Source organism: Dyadobacter ginsengisoli DSM 21015, assembly GCF_059568735.1.
In genome coordinates this window covers 119,363-134,217 of record NZ_JCANTY010000007.1, presented here as the reverse complement: position 1 = coordinate 134,217, position 14,855 = coordinate 119,363, and the positions used below count along the sequence as shown (strand labels likewise).

The window sequence follows — 14,855 nt, the reverse complement described above, 5'->3', positions numbered from 1 at the left end:
TGAAGCGTATATTTAGGTTAATTATCCGATAACACTTCCCAACTCTTTCGCCGCAGCCATGCTAATGCCCTTGTAGAACATGAATTCGGTCATGACGGCGAGCTGCTCCTCTTCCGTGCGCGCCTGAGTTGCCTGTTGGAGGCATACCTTCATTTTTTCTTCAATAAAGGCCTTTTTCAATCTGAGAATATTATTGAATGCCGTTTTATCCAGCACGTCCGTCTCGAAAGGGACGTAAATCTCATACTTGTCCTTCCACAATTCACTGAGCTCATGCTTCTGGGTTAGCCATTCGATGGTGAGATTCCTGATATCCGCCTCATGATGTTGCAGGAAATAATTGGTTGGCAATACCTGCTTGCGATTAAAATTTTCGCGGAAAAGCGTCAGTAAATGGTGGAATACAGGATCCTTCAAGTCAATCCCCTCTATTTGCTCCAGCACATATTGACATACGGTAATGCTGGGCTCCAGCTCCCGCGTGCCATGCACGACGAGCAATTTCACGAATGCTTCTTCCTGGTAATGCAGTTTTGTCCTTTGAAACGCTTCGGGCGCAGCTTCTTCGGGAACAAAAGGATTGACCGTAGGTTCACCCGCTCCCGGGCCGAACCCGTCGCTGAACAATGCATCCAGATCATCCGGTTCGGAGTTGGATTGACGGGGTTGCCTTTCCGTCGGTTTAGCCGCATGCTGTTTGCGAAGCAACTTGTTTCCTTCCGTAATCAGCATTTGCTCGTCTACCCGCATCATTTCCGAAGTACGATGGAAGAACACCTGCCTCTTGATCGCGTCCGGGATTTTAACGATGCTGTTAACAACCTCCTGAATCACAGCCGCGAGTCGGAAAGGATCGTTCCCCGCATCCTGCAAAAGGATTTCTGTTTTGAAGGTAATGAAGTCTTTCGAGGCTTTTTTGAGGTGTGATTTAAATTCCTCTGCTCCTACTCTCCTGACATAGCTGTCGGGATCTTCCCCGTCCGGGAAAAGAACGACGCTGACATTCAGGCCCTCTTCCAATACAAGGTCCAGCCCGCGTAATGCAGCCTTGATCCCTGCCATATCACCGTCATACAGAATCGTAATATTGGGGGTAAAGCGACCAATCAGCCGGATTTGCTCGACCGTCAACGACGTACCTGATGAAGCGACGACATTTTCGATTCCGGCCTGATGCAGGGAAATGACGTCGGTGTAACCCTCCACCAGATAACAATGCTCGAGGTGCCGGATTGCATTCTTGGCCTGAAAAATGCCGTAAAGTACTTCGCTCTTGTGATAGACCTCGGTTTCGGGGGAGTTGAGATATTTAGGTTGATTTTTGTCAGACTTTAATATCCTCGCACCAAATGCGATCGTTTTTCCCGCGATGTTGTGAATCGGGAAAATTACCCGGCCTCTGAAACGGTCGTAGCCGGCGGTTTGACTGCCCTCTTTATGGATAAGAAGGCCCGCTTTTTCCAGGACTTCGGCGGAATAGCCTTTTTCTAATGCTTCTTTGGAGAAGGAATCCCAGTTATCCAGACTGTATCCGAGCTCGAATTTCTTACGGATTTCGTTCGTAAACCCTCGTTCCCGGAAATAGCTCAAACCGATTGACTGGCCTTCATCGCTGTTATGTAGCTGATGCTGATAATAGTTCTTCGCGTAATTGAGGATGATGTACAGACTTTCCCGCGCATTCTGGCGGACGGTTTCCTCGTCTGTAAGTTCTTCCTCCTCAATCTCTATATTGTATTTGCCGGCCAGGTACCGCAACGCTTCGCCATAGCCGATGCCATCCACGTCCATCACAAACTTGATAGAATCGCCTGCCGCGCCGCAACCGAAGCATTTGTAGATCTGTCGTGAAGGATTGACGTTGAAGGATGGCGTTTTCTCGTTATGAAACGGGCAGCACGCGGAATAATTGGCCCCTTTTTTCTTTAAGGAAACAAAATCCCCGACAACCTCCACAATATCTGCGGCGTGCTTGATTCTCTCTACGGTTTCGGGATTAATGCGCATAATTTCAGGTGGCTCAGTTGACGTGGTCGCGCAACTTCACCGGATTCTTTGTTTTTTTATCCAGCTTCATGTTCAGCAGTTCTACAAAAAACGAGAAGGCCATCGCGAAATAGGCGTAACCTTTGGGGATTTCATAGTGGAATGCCTCTGCTACGAGGAGCGTACCAATCATCAACAAAAATGAGAGCGCCAAAATTTTAATAGAGGGGTGATTATTTACAAAATCACCGATTTTGGCCGCAAAAGCGATCATAATAAAAGTCGAGGCGACGACGGCAACGATCATAATGGGCACTTCCTTCACTAATCCGACGGCCGTCAGTACAGAGTCGAAGGAAAAGATGATGTTAAGCAATGCGATCTGAACCAGGGCGCTACCGAAGGTCATCGACTTTTTCCCGGAAATATCACCGGATGGCAGATCCTCAGGCTCACCTTCCAGCTTATGGTGAATTTCCTTGGTGGTGCTGTAAAGCAGAAACAAACCGCCTCCGAGCAAGATGAGGTCACGGCCACTGAACCCATGTCCGAAAAGGTTGAGCAGATCTTGTTTTAGGCCAATAACCCAGGAAATCGCAAAAAGTAATGCTATTCTCAGTACTAAGGCAATGAGCAGGCCATTGTTTTGAGCCTTCTTCCTTTGGTCAGCCGGAAGCTTACCTGAAACAATTGTGATGAAAATGACGTTATCTATTCCCAGAACGACTTCGAGTAGGGTAAGCGTGAGGAGGCTGATGAGTGCGTCTGTGGTCAAAAGTGATTCCATGCAATGAGTTTGGTGAGTGTTGGTTTCGCGAAAGTAATCAGGCAGAGTAGTTTGAACAATAATTACGCCATTTTTCCGTAATTTTGACGTATAGGGAATCCGATAGAGAAAATTTTTACGGAAATGTCCATTATTTTCTCATTAGAATTTTGAAATTCGCAGCCTAAAGTTTTTTTCTGATTACTTTAGTTTGTTATTTTGCGGTATTGAAATGTAACAGGAAATTTATCAAAACGATATATAGATATTAAAAATATAGTGTGTGTATAGTGTGAAACAGGGCATGGAAATTTTTCTATGCCTTTGTTTTTTTATGTTGATTGTCAATTATTTATGGCAGCTTTCTTGCAAAAGTCTGTATATATCGGTCAGCGCACTGATCGGGTCTTTATACTTGGCTGGCGCAGTACAGCGCTTTCTTGCTTCGGCAAGACTCTCTTCCAAATCGATCTTTGAGAATGCTTCGAAAACACTGCAAAATGCGGGCCGATTTACGGCGTTTGAGGCTAAGACAGGTACATTCAGTTCTCTTGCTTCGTGAACAGACAGCGACACCCCGTCCGTAGTCGTGTTGCGGATCAGAGCATCTGATAATTTCAGGATTTGCCTGAAGTCGTGCTGTTCGCTGATGAACAGCACATTGTTAGGTATTCGATTGAATTTTCTTCCAATGAATTTTCGGTAGGTTTCCGATGGATCGGACATTAGGAGCAGGTATTCCGGATGATCTGAAAACCAGTGGACCATTTCAGAAATGCCATATATTTCCCTACCAGTTTTGTCAAATGTAACGTTCCAGGCGTTAGTGCAGAAAGTGTGCCTATAATTCTTCTTTTTGTCAACGATTTCCCTGGCTAGCATGGGGGAGATTGGGGCGGTGTCAGGGGAAGAAATAAAGGTGGAGATATGCCTTGCGCGCTTATTCCGTAACCTCGCCACGCAAAGGCTCGTATGATCCTGCACGATAGGAACCGATGCCAGCATCGACGAAAGGGTCACTGCATAATTTTCAAAAGTATTATATCGTCCCCATTGTCCATGATAGGTGATGATTAACTTTTTGCCAGTTACGCGACAAAAAATGGCGAACGCCAGTTGAAGCCATGGCCTTGAAAAATGAATATGGACGATCCGGTGCCTGACGATTTTGTTGAAGATGCTTATTGCTGAGTCATTCCCCGGATCACAGAAAGCGAAGCCAAAACCTCGTTGCCGCAAACTTTCCGTTAGTCTCTTTACATGAACTGTCACTCCGCCAATCGGTGGTGGCATTTTGCCGATGATCAGAATTTTACGCATCGGCATGACACATTAACCGGATGTGTTTTCCGTAAAAATGAATCGACATTAGCAGGATCGGAGCGATGCAGTTGATGGTGATGCTTTTGGCCGGGATAATCACAAATACGCTGCCTACCGAATGAACAAAAACCAGATATGCGATTAATGCCAGCAAGAGCAACGAATGCTTTTTGTCCAGCATCGTAAGTCGCAGCAGACTGTTACCAAGACCTGCTAAAATAGAATAATTGTAGACCGTGCCAACCAGGCCCTGTTCGGCGAGGAGGGTGAAGAACATGGAATGTGCCTCCCGGTAGCCTGGCCCGAGCACTTCGAAGCTACCTATTCCATGACCACAGACGGGATTTTCCAGAAAGAGCCTGTAAGCCATCGAACGGATCTCAGTGCGACCGCTGGCTTCCTGTAATTGTTGCAACGCAGGAATGAAGGATTGAAAATCCGCGAAACGCAATTGCCACGAATATGCAAGTTCTTCATTGATGATGGCGGAGAGTTTTGCAACATATGGCATTAGCAAAACTCCGGTCAGCGCGAGTCCTGCAAAACGCCAAAACCCTCTGGCAAACAACAGGGAGCAGGCGAGGTAAGGGGCGACGATGAATACCGCACCACGGGAAAATGAAAGGAGCACCACGGCGGCGAAAATCAGCGTCATCGCCGAAACCCAAAACGACCCATTACCGAAACGTTGGACAAAACACAGTACAAATGGCCATAATAGTATAAAGTAAGCCATTGTGACATTGGTATCCGAAATATTCCTGGTTACCAGTAGATTATCCGAACCTTTGTATTGGGCGCCAGCGAATACCAGGCCAAACGTTCCGACAGAGAGAATCAGGAAAATAAGGCAAAGAGAGCCTTCGAGTTCTGAATTGAAGCCGGGAATTCTGGATAGCGCATTCAGATATAAATAATACATTGGAAGCGTTCCAAGAAAAAGGATAAATGCTCCCGTTATGATATCTGGCAGGTTAGGAGAAATAATAAGCAAGATAAAGTGGAGCAGGAGCCATGAAACTATCAGCAATTTGTTGGAGCGATTGAGCCGGGGTTTATTCCTGAGTATAAAATCGGACAAGTAGATATTCAAAAGCAGAAATGGCAAGAGGCGCCAGAGAGAGTTGGCGCCCGCAGGGAAGTCGTATTTCTGAAATAAATGCAGGAATTGTGTCAGAACCGGAATGCTGAGGATGTGAAATAGTCTATGCGCAGAACTGAAAAATAGCACAAAGAAGCAGTACAGGTAGAATGCCAGGACGATTGTCGCTTGACTATTACTCCCGCCAAGGGCTGCTATGGCATCAAACATGGTTGTGCAAAACCATGCAATAAGAAGAGCCAGCAGTGCTTTGAGAAATGCTTCGCCAATTATCTCAACCATTTGTAAATGTATTTTTTAGTGAGTTCGGTTGATATCGGTTTGGAGTGATGGATAAGCGGAATGATCGCACTTTTGTAATTCAGTTTTCCGCTGGGCGTATTCAGAATTTCATCCAGTTTTTCGAATAACTCCTGCTTGCTGTGAATCCGGTGATCTATGCCGAGACGATTCAACGGGATTTGGTGTGTGTAGTCGTAAAGCCTGCCGACAGATCGCAGGTAACGAGTTTCGCATTCGTCGTAAGCGATGCTGACAACCGGTTTGTCGCATGCTGCTGCGTCCAAACGCACGGTGGATGCGACTTGTACACAGACATGACATACCCGCAGTTGTGCGTGAAGGGTGTGGAGGAAATCCAAGGGCGGGATCCGGGCGTTGAATAGGGAATCCCGGAAAGGTGAAATGAGACGTATATGAGGGATATCTGCAAAATGCTGATAACTCGCCAGATCATCGCCCGGATGGCAGCGTACCCATATCACAACGTCGGGTTTTGTCTCTGAATATTCGACGAGGTGTTCAAGGATATAGCGTTGGCAGGTGATGTGCCTGGTAGCACTGGTCGCAAATAGAATCACTTTTTCTTCCGATCTGATTGGTAACTGAGGCTGGATTTCGCATAATGCTTCGTGTAAACTCTTTTCCCGGAAGTATAAGTCAAACCGGGGAATGCCGGTAATCTCAATTTGCCCGCTCACCCCGAAAATCGAGTGAAACCGGCGATACTCGTCGGCCATAAAGCGGTTCCAAACGATGATGAGGTCATGGTCTGCGTTCATCAGCCCCTTGGAAGTAAGATTGTCCCAACTGATGACTATCGCCGCTTTCTTAATTTTCAGGGAATTCGCAATCTCGTTTTCCCGGATATCCAGCGGGGACGTGGAAACAACTCCGACGAAGCGATATCGACTCAAACTCAAATATCGTTGCCGTCGGGTTATTAACCTGATCAGTATTTTTCGGATAAGTATGAGCAGTAGTTTTGACAGGCATTGCATTGCGGGACTTTCCGCAGTTGTCCGAATGATCTGTCGTAACACTCCGGAGCGCTGCATAATCTTGATATCCAGTGTCTCAATTTTAAAAAGGTGGTAGAATAGGAATTTCTGCGAAATGCGTAACCACTGCACCGGCCTGCTTACTTTCGGAATGGTCACAGGCAGTAGTTGCATGGATGTTTGGAAATGCCCGTTTAAATGCTCAATATCTCTATGGGTGATTAGATCGGACATGATCGATAGGATGTACTCTTCTTCCAGTTTTTTTGCCAGACCGGAATGGATGACATTCATCGCAGCGAAAATGTTTGTGATGATTATCAGGATATTACCGTTTGTTCGTCTTTCCATTTTTGTATGATGGCTTCTGCCTGGATCCAGTCTGCGTGGGTATCGAGATTTATGCTGAATATATCGTCATTGATCAAGGCGGATATCTTGGCTCCTGCCATGTTGCCTTCCTGAATGAGCGAGGTTTGCGTGATATAGATCTGGCCGTCCCGATAGTACGCAGGGGGTAAATCCTGCCTTCTTGTGATGATAGACTCCTGCAAGATTTTTTCAAGAAAACTTCCCTTTTCCTGATATGCCCAGTGCGGGTTAAACTGCTCCGGTATTCTTCGGATTGTCACCAGGCTATTTGCACTCCGGTCGACGATCTGACGGATAGCCTGGTCAATTAAGCCGGGTTTACGGAATGGAGATGTCGGTTGGAGGAGCATGACAAAGTCAAAGTAATGCCCGGCATTGCCATAGTAGCTAATAGTATGTCGGACAACATCTATCATTGGTGCATGGTCTGTTGCTAATTCGGCGGGGCGAAGGAAGGGGACAGAGATACGATGAAATTGTTGCGCAAAACGGATCGTTTCCGGGCTGTCGGTGGAGATCGTTAAAGTATGCAGTAAGTCGGATTGCTGCGCAGATTCTATGGTATATTGAATGAGTGGTTTTTCCCCCAACACTTTCATATTCTTACCTGGAATCCCTTTTGAACCCATTCTGGCCGGTATTAATCCAAGGACTTTGGGTTTCATTGGGTAGGATGAATATGTTTTTCAACAATAATGGATGTAGTAGCCAGCAGATGGGCGATTTTTTTACCGGCCTCTCCGTTTCCATAGAGATGTACAGGCTCATAGGGTCCGTGGGCGAGCTGATGTTGGATCGCAGATACGATGGACCTGGTCTCCGGTTTGCAGTCTATCACATTGGCGCCTCTCTCCCGTCCGCATTGCCGGTTCCCGATATTTACCACCGGAATTCCCATGGAGCTGCCTTCCCGGATTCCCACGCTGGAATTGCCAATCAGGCAGACACATTTTTTGAGTAATTCTATAAAATGCCCTGACTCCATGTGCTTGAAGAAATGGATGGGAGCTTTTGTGTGCCGTTCTCTGAATGCCCGGATTCCCTGTGAGATACCAGTGCTTCCCGGATCAGCGTTTGGCCAGAACCAGATGGTAGGGATGTTCAGTATTACGATCGCGTCCAATGTACGGTCGATTTGCCATCTTGAATGTTCGGCCTCGGTGGTGACGGGGTGCTGAAGAACAACGAGGTAAGGAGAATTCAGATCAGGCCTGGATCCCACGCCACCGTAAATGTCGTAAGGGTCGAATTGGAGCGGATTATGGCTATGGATGAGATCAATGGAAGGGCATCCTGTGCAATGGATACGGCCAGGGGGAATGCCCTTGTCGATCAGGAGTTTTCTCGATTGTTCGGTTGCAACGAAATGGAGATCTGCAAGCTGGGTAACTCCATTCCTGATTTTGTCATCAATGCTGCCTGTCACCTCACCACCCTGAATATGAACAAGCGGAATGTTCATGTTAATCGCAGCAATGGCAGTGGCAATGGTTTCGAATCTGTCTGCTATTGTGATCACCATATCCGGTTGATGATTTGCAAAGAAAGTAGCCAGTTCGATAACGGCGAGGCCGGTCGTCTTGGCGGAGGAAGTCAGGTTCTCGACTTCCAGCAGATTGGCAATGGTGCCTGCAATTTCGAGACCTTCTGCTCGGATATGTGGAATAATATTGCCGAACCTACCTAGTAGGGCACTACCAGTCACTACAATTTGATGTTCGAGAGAAGGGTGGGCTTTGATCGCTGTCAATACTGATTTTATGCGGCTGTAACTTGCCCTGGCGGTAATGACGATGCAGATTTTACGCATTGCCAAGATGGATTTCAGCCAGGAATTCCCATTGCTGCATATCCCGGGTCAGGATTTTCTGCAGTACTTCGTTATAATGCCTCGGGGGAATTCCGTAGCCAGCCGGCTTTTTGGATTCCAAATCCTCCTGCCGTACCTGAGATCCTTTTGGCAACTGTTTGTTTACTGATAGCGATTTACCGAAAAGTGTTTTTAATCGGGTAAACTCCTCATTGTTGCTTTTGTCAATCGGAGAGTTCAGCGCAATCTCGATGTGCCTTATGCCGGTGACCATCGTTTTTGCCTGATCGATGGTAATGGATGATGATGTATCGGGACTTTCGATCCTTTTGTCGAATATGACATGAAATTCCAGAATTTTAGCTCCGAGGGCGGCAGCGGCAAGGCAGGCAAATATGTCTCCCGAATGGTCCGAAAGTCCCACAGGTACCTGATAGCGGTTTTGTAGTTCGCTTATTACATTCAAACCCCATTGGTGAGGTTGTGTAGGATAGGATGTCGTGCATTGAAGAATTGAAAAACGGGCATTTCGTGCCCGCAGGAAAGCTACGGTATCGTCGAGTTCGATCCATGAACTCATACCGGATGATAAGACCAGTTCTTTACCAGTGGATGCAATTCTGTCCAGCATCAGATAGTTATCGATTTCACCTGAGCCGATTTTGAATTTAGACACGCCGGTTTCCCGTAAGATGTCTACCGCAGCCACTGAAAATGGGCTGACTATGAAATCCAGCCCGACGTTGTCACAATGCACCTTCAGCCCACTCCAGTCATTTATTGTGAATTCCATTGTTTTCCAATAATCGGTACGGGTGCCGATGTGATAGGGAATGGTGGTCCTAAAATCCTCGTGGATACTGCTCTCGGCATCCGCGATGTGCATTTGGAATTTGATTGCGTCGACTCCGGCCTGAGCCAATGCATCAATGTACGAATGAGCCATCGTAATGCTTCCGGCGTGAGCCTGGCCAACTTCAGCAATTATGTAAATTTCTTTTTTCATGCGTGTCGGTGTGATGTTGATATACTTAGTTATTTGAGTAGTAGCGGTATTGATAGGAATGCAGATGTTTCATGCCATTGATAACCAGGTGAATATCTGGGAGCTGTGATTCAGCCACAAGCTTTTGAATACTTGCCAACTGGTGCCGGAACGTGAAATCCTGGCGAATGATGTAAAGGGTCATGTCGGCCTGCCGTCCGAGGATGCGGGCGTCGGAAACCAGGCCGATGGGCGGACTGTCAAGCAGGACATAATCATACCGGTCCCGGAATGTGCCGATCATTTCACCGATTTTGGATGAAAGGAGTAATTCAGCCGGATCAGGATGCTGGCCGCCCGAGGCCAGAAAGTCAAAAGGGAAAGCGGGCTGGCTTCGCTGAACGATGAGTTCTTTCTCCCCGGTGAGGAAATCGGTCAGTCCGGTACTATCAAGTTGCAGATTACGCGCCAACGTAGGTTTTCGAAGGTCAAAATCGATGAGCAATATCTTTTTTCCCGCAAGTGCGAGCGAGCGGCTCAGGTGCGTACCGACAAACGACTTCCCTTCTCCCGCCATCGCGGAGGTTAGCAGGATAACCTTATGTTGTCGGGACTCGGCCAAAAACTGGATATTGGTTCGTAATGTCCTGAATTGTTCGGCGATGAAACTTCTGCTTTCGGAACGAAACAGATTGTCTGAGATTCGTTGTTGCTGGTTGAGTTCTCCGATAATGAGGGCATTACATTCTTCCTGGACTTCATCCCTGGAAGTCACCCGGTCGTTGAAGATTTGTTTGCAGTAAAGCATAACAAGCGGACAAGTAATTCCGATAAGAAACGAGATTAGCAGGGTGAGTGGTTTATCAGGTGTTATCGGTATTTGCCCGGCTTCGGGGCGATCGACGATTCGTGCGTTGGGAATATTTGAAGAGCGGGAAATGGCTGTTTCCATGCGCTTTTTTAGCAGGAACAGATATAATTCCTGTTGGATATTCTGCTCACGCGATTGACTAAGAAAAAGCTTTTCCTGGCGGGGAATCCGGTTGATTTCTTCGTTGAATTCTTTCCGGTAATCGCGGATCGACGCAATGCTGATCCCAAGTTCTTTCCTTTGATATTGCAGGCCGGTCATCAGACTGTTCCGGATCGTTTCGAGCTGACTGCTAATCGCTATGACGTCCGGATGCCGGCTGGGTAGCGAGACCAGCTTTTGAGTTTTCTGCAATTGCATTTCATTGTATTTTACCGCCAGGTCGACAAAGCCACTTGCTTGTTGGTACAATGAGGATGGGATAATGCTTCCCGAGTGTTGAGAGAGATGATCCTCCAATGCAGCCATAATTTTAAGCCTTACCGTCAGTTCCTTTTCTTCAGCGGCATAGCGGGAGAAATTTTGTAATGTTTGCCGGCCGTCTTCTGTGATGTCTATGATCCGGTTTTTTCGGCGAAAGGTTTCAATCCCGGTTTCAACTTTGGCCAGTTCGGCTGAAATTTTCCCGAGGTTCTTGTTGATAAATGCGATGGTGTTATCGGCAATTTTGTTTTTTTCGTCGATGCTTGCTTTTTGATAATCAGCGACCAGTTGTTGAAGGATTGCTTCTCCTTTTGCCGGCAGGACATTTCTGATCGATAGGTTGACCAGGCTTGCCGTTTTATTAGGTGCCGTAACGGTCAGGGCTTTATCGTATTCGTCGAGCATGTCAGCCTTCCGGGATGTGGTAAAAAAATAGTCACAGTCCGTCGCCGGTTTAAAACGGGTACCGTTGATTATGGCAAGGCCGTTAGCCAGGCTCAACGTATCGCCGATGATGCCTGTGGTGCTGCTTTTTGCTGTTTCAACGATGAAGGTGTTGTTGCTTTCAAACTTCAACCAATAGGTGTCCGGGGTACCCGAAATTTTTTTGACAAATCTTACTGTGAAAGGCGTTTTCTCGTAGAGCTCAGTGGTTTTCAATCTGCCCTTTGCGAAGTATCGGATCGTCAGCTGCAAATCGTCGATTACCTGTGCCAGCAGGGTACGGCTTTTCAGAATCTCGATTTCATTTTCAACGCTGCTGGCTGAGGCTGGGATGCCGAAACTTTCGAGCAGCGCAGCTTCCTGAAAATCGCTGCCTCTTGAATCGTCCCTGACAAGGAGCGAGGCGGTGATCAGGTAGTGAGGCGTTTTGTATCGCAGATAGAGAAGCCCGAAGCATACAGAGGCGAGAGATGAGCATACAAACCAGTATTTGTGGATTTTTACACGCTTCCAGAATAGACTGTTGGGCCAGTCGTGCATTTTCCTGCTCTCAGGTATATCGAACTTTTGTGCGTGCATGAGCCGTACGGGACTAATCATCGTACGGTTTAGACGCGGGATTGTAATTAAAGTAACGGAGTTTTAAAGTTTTTTTCTTGCAAAAAGCAAAAGAAGCCCGTTTCAAGGCTGAAACGGGCTTCTTTTGCTTTTGATTCACTATGAGTCGAAGTGGACTTTCACTTTTTTGAGAGCCGACGCTACAACCTGGTGCATGTCATAATAACGATACTCGGCTAATCTTCCTCCGAAGATCACATTTTTTTCGTCGGAAGCCAATGCCTTATAATGGTTAAAAACGGCGGTATTCTTGTCATCGTTGACGGGATAATAAGGTTCGGCACCTTTTACCCATTCCTGCGGATACTCGTGTGTGATGACGGTTTTGGGTTGCGTCCCGAATTCGAAATGCTTGTGTTCTATGATCCGGGTGAAAGCGGTTTCACCATCGGTGTAGTTAACCACCGCGTTACCCTGATAATTTTCCGTATCCAGCAGTTGATTTTCAAACCGGAGGCTCCGGTATTCCAGCTGTCCGAAGCGGAAATCAAAATATTCATCAATGGGCCCGGTATAAACGGTAGTCTCGGCCAATGCAGTCAATGCTTCTCTTTCCTGGAAGAAATCGACGCCCAATCTCACCTCCACATCTTTTAAAAGTCCTTCGGTGAGCTTGTTGTATCCACCGATCGGGATACCCTGGTAGCGGTCGTTAAAATAGTTGTTATCAAATGTAAACCGGACTGGGAGCCGTTTGATAATGAACGCGGGAAGCTCGGAGGCCTTTCGCCCCCATTGTTTCTCCGTGTAGGCTTTGATCAGCTTTTCATAAATGTCGGTTCCGACCAGTGAAATAGCTTGCTCTTCCAGGTTTTGGGGATCTTTGATTCCGGCCTCTTCGACCTGCTGACGGATTTTTTCCTTGGCTTCTTCCGGTGTGCGTACTTTCCACAACTGATAGAAAGTATTCATGTTGAACGGGAGGTTGTACAGTTCTCCATTGAAGTTGGCAACAGGAGAGTTGGTATAACGGTTGAATTCAACGAATGAATTGACATAGTCCCAGATGTCCTTGTCATTGGTGTGAAATATATGCGCACCATATTTATGCACATTGATCCCTTCTACAGTCTCGCAATATACATTGCCGCCAATATGATCCCGGCGATCGATAACCAGGCATTTTTTTCCTCGTTTGGTTGCTTCATGAGCAAAGACCGAACCCCATAAACCGGCACCTACTATCAGATAATCGTATTGTTTCATTAATCCTCTGCTTGCTTTATGTTATGATGTGGCTAACTGGCTCCTTCAAATGAGCGTGTGAATATATTAAAAAGAGAAAGGCTCCCGACGGGAGCCTTTCTCTTTTAGTCGTTTCTTAAACTATTAAGGAAGAAGTTTAAGTTCTACACGACGGTTTTTCTGTAAACCTGCGCGGGTTGCGCTGTCTGCGATAGGCTTGAACGATCCGAAGTAATCTACGATCACTTTACTTGGGTCAGACAGACCAGCTTCGTTGATCAGGAAGTTTTTCACTGCATCTACGCGGCGGCGTGACAATGCTACATTGTAGCGGTCAGATGCACGACGGTCTGTATGACCAGCCAGTTGCAAACGGCATCCGTTTTTGTTCATCAGGGCAGCTACGTTTTTCAACATTTCCTGATACTCAGGCTTGATCACGTTTTTGTCTGTATCGAATGCAACGTTCGCGAAGATTTCGCTGCAAGCTGCACCGGTTGCCAATGCATTTTTTACGTAAGAGTCGAAGTCAAGAACACGACCGCTACCGTCAACAATACTTCCGGCAGGTGAGTTAGGCTCTTTATCGAAGAAGTCAGAAACACCGTCACCATCTGTATCAAGCAGCAAACGTGGGTCGATATCTTTAGGACGGTTTGCTTTTGCAACAGAGTCCATTTCTTCGAGTGTCAGGATCTTTGGAGGTTTAACCAACACACGTGGGTCTGTGTAGCGCAGGTGGTAATATCCGCCTTCTTCTGGTTTGTAATCCCATTTGCCGTCCACTTTAGCAACTTTAAGTGGTTTCTTGCCCAGTTTGTAAGTTACCTGGATTGCTCCGTATCCATAGCTGTCCAGTTCAGAGTTTCCTTTGTGGGAAGTTTTGTACTGATCTTTGATTTCAACGTTGCTTGGCGTTCTGTCGTAATCACCGCCGTAAGTAGCGTCCAGGAAGTCAGAGTTGGTGTGGGTCAAACGGAAGTCGAGACCGATATCGATTCTTGGAGTTACTTCGTAGTTGATATTCAAACCGGTTGGGACGATCCAGTCGTTCATTTTGCCTGTTTCACGAAGGTTAACACCACCAGTCAGGTCGTATGCAGTCGCATCATAAAACACCTGTCCGATACCTGCATACGCGTCGATCTTCCAGCGCTTCATTTTGTTAGGACCCATCAGGAGGCCTTTCAGGTTAACGGTTCCCGAAAGCGAAACATCAAAGTAATTACCTTCGAAATAACGGCTATAGTTACGACGTTTCATACCTCTCAGGCTACCCAGAGACGCGTCCAGACGAGCTCCGAACAGATATGAAAGTTGTTTGTTTAAAGTGAGGCCTCCTTGAAAAGTTCCGGATTCCTTGTGGCTGTCAGAGTTTGTTTTGGTAACAGGCCAGAAGTCATATTCTCTTAAATCGCCAAAAAAGAGCGTCGGGCCGAAGTGTGCTGAAATTGACCAGGTGTTCAATTTGTAGGGGCCATCGTACGTCGCTTTTGGATTGTAATCCGGAGAATTCGGTTGCACCAGCGGTTGTGCAAATGAAGGCAGCGCCATCATTGCTCCCAAGGCAAACGAACCAATCAACTGGGATACTTTTTTCATACTATTCAAGTTAGCGTTATTAAGATTAACTAGGATTGAGCTATAGTCAATTTATGAGTAAAGTTATATTATTTATTTCACGGCTAAT

General features: G+C 46.7%; 11 protein-coding genes. All 11 read right to left on the bottom strand.

The genetic code is table 11. From position 1 onward, the window contains the following. Positions 1–21: 21 nt before the first annotated feature. Positions 22–2,007, bottom strand: coding sequence for a DNA primase (gene dnaG / locus BP71_RS25375; RefSeq protein WP_496384382.1), 1,986 nt, complete (start codon positions 2,005–2,007; stop codon positions 22–24). A gap of 13 nt (positions 2,008–2,020) precedes the next feature. After that, positions 2,021–2,773, bottom strand: a complete 753-nt coding sequence (locus BP71_RS25370; protein ID WP_496384381.1) for a TerC family protein — start codon at positions 2,771–2,773, stop codon at positions 2,021–2,023. A 327-nt stretch (positions 2,774–3,100) separates the two neighbouring features. Beyond that, a complete protein-coding gene (locus BP71_RS25365) occupies positions 3,101–4,072 on the bottom strand; it encodes a glycosyltransferase family protein (protein WP_496384380.1) in 972 nt (323 codons plus the stop codon). Next, positions 4,065–5,459: an O-antigen ligase family protein gene (locus tag BP71_RS25360; protein WP_496384379.1), complete on the bottom strand. Its 1,395-nt coding sequence runs from the start codon at positions 5,457–5,459 to the stop codon at positions 4,065–4,067. The genes BP71_RS25365 and BP71_RS25360 overlap by 8 nt, the downstream gene beginning before the upstream one ends. Continuing rightward, positions 5,447–6,808 (bottom strand): CDP-glycerol glycerophosphotransferase family protein, encoded by a 1,362-nt coding sequence (locus BP71_RS25355; protein WP_496384378.1) that lies wholly within the window; start codon positions 6,806–6,808, stop codon positions 5,447–5,449. The genes BP71_RS25360 and BP71_RS25355 overlap by 13 nt, the downstream gene beginning before the upstream one ends. After that, positions 6,778–7,494, bottom strand: coding sequence for an acylneuraminate cytidylyltransferase family protein (locus tag BP71_RS25350; RefSeq protein WP_496384377.1), 717 nt, complete (start codon positions 7,492–7,494; stop codon positions 6,778–6,780). Before BP71_RS25350 ends, BP71_RS25355 begins: the two co-directional genes overlap by 31 nt. Beyond that, positions 7,491–8,639 (bottom strand): UDP-N-acetylglucosamine 2-epimerase, encoded by a 1,149-nt coding sequence (gene neuC, locus BP71_RS25345; protein WP_496384376.1) that lies wholly within the window; start codon positions 8,637–8,639, stop codon positions 7,491–7,493. Before neuC ends, BP71_RS25350 begins: the two co-directional genes overlap by 4 nt. Beyond that, positions 8,632–9,645 carry an N-acetylneuraminate synthase family protein gene (locus BP71_RS25340; RefSeq protein WP_496384375.1) on the bottom strand — a complete coding sequence of 338 codons (1,014 nt, stop codon included), beginning with the start codon at positions 9,643–9,645 and terminating at the stop codon, positions 8,632–8,634. The genes neuC and BP71_RS25340 overlap by 8 nt, the downstream gene beginning before the upstream one ends. Before the next feature lie 25 nt (positions 9,646–9,670). Then, entirely contained in the window at positions 9,671–11,962 is a 2,292-nt protein-coding gene (locus tag BP71_RS25335) for a GumC family protein (protein WP_496384374.1), read from the bottom strand. Between the two features lie 117 nt (positions 11,963–12,079). Further along, a complete protein-coding gene (glf, locus tag BP71_RS25330; protein ID WP_496384373.1) occupies positions 12,080–13,186 on the bottom strand; it encodes a UDP-galactopyranose mutase in 1,107 nt (368 codons plus the stop codon). A 123-nt stretch (positions 13,187–13,309) separates the two neighbouring features. After that, positions 13,310–14,767 carry an OmpA family protein gene (locus BP71_RS25325; protein ID WP_496384372.1) on the bottom strand — a complete coding sequence of 486 codons (1,458 nt, stop codon included), beginning with the start codon at positions 14,765–14,767 and terminating at the stop codon, positions 13,310–13,312. Positions 14,768–14,855 lie beyond the last annotated feature (88 nt).

Excerpts from the sequence above, each read along its gene's own strand:
- dnaG (WP_496384382.1), bottom strand. The coding sequence starts at position 2,007 with ATGCGCATTAATCCCGAAACCGTAGAGAGAATCAAGCACGCCGCAGAT.
- BP71_RS25370 (WP_496384381.1), bottom strand. The coding sequence starts at position 2,773 with ATGGAATCACTTTTGACCACAGACGCACTCATCAGCCTCCTCACGCTT.
- BP71_RS25365 (WP_496384380.1), bottom strand. The coding sequence starts at position 4,072 with ATGCGTAAAATTCTGATCATCGGCAAAATGCCACCACCGATTGGCGGA.
- BP71_RS25360 (WP_496384379.1), bottom strand. The coding sequence starts at position 5,459 with ATGGTTGAGATAATTGGCGAAGCATTTCTCAAAGCACTGCTGGCTCTT.
- BP71_RS25355 (WP_496384378.1), bottom strand. The coding sequence starts at position 6,808 with ATGGAAAGACGAACAAACGGTAATATCCTGATAATCATCACAAACATT.
- BP71_RS25350 (WP_496384377.1), bottom strand. The coding sequence starts at position 7,494 with ATGAAACCCAAAGTCCTTGGATTAATACCGGCCAGAATGGGTTCAAAA.
- neuC (WP_496384376.1), bottom strand. The coding sequence starts at position 8,639 with ATGCGTAAAATCTGCATCGTCATTACCGCCAGGGCAAGTTACAGCCGC.
- BP71_RS25340 (WP_496384375.1), bottom strand. The coding sequence starts at position 9,645 with ATGAAAAAAGAAATTTACATAATTGCTGAAGTTGGCCAGGCTCACGCC.
- BP71_RS25335 (WP_496384374.1), bottom strand. The coding sequence starts at position 11,962 with ATGATTAGTCCCGTACGGCTCATGCACGCACAAAAGTTCGATATACCT.
- glf (WP_496384373.1), bottom strand. The coding sequence starts at position 13,186 with ATGAAACAATACGATTATCTGATAGTAGGTGCCGGTTTATGGGGTTCG.
- BP71_RS25325 (WP_496384372.1), bottom strand. The coding sequence starts at position 14,767 with ATGAAAAAAGTATCCCAGTTGATTGGTTCGTTTGCCTTGGGAGCAATG.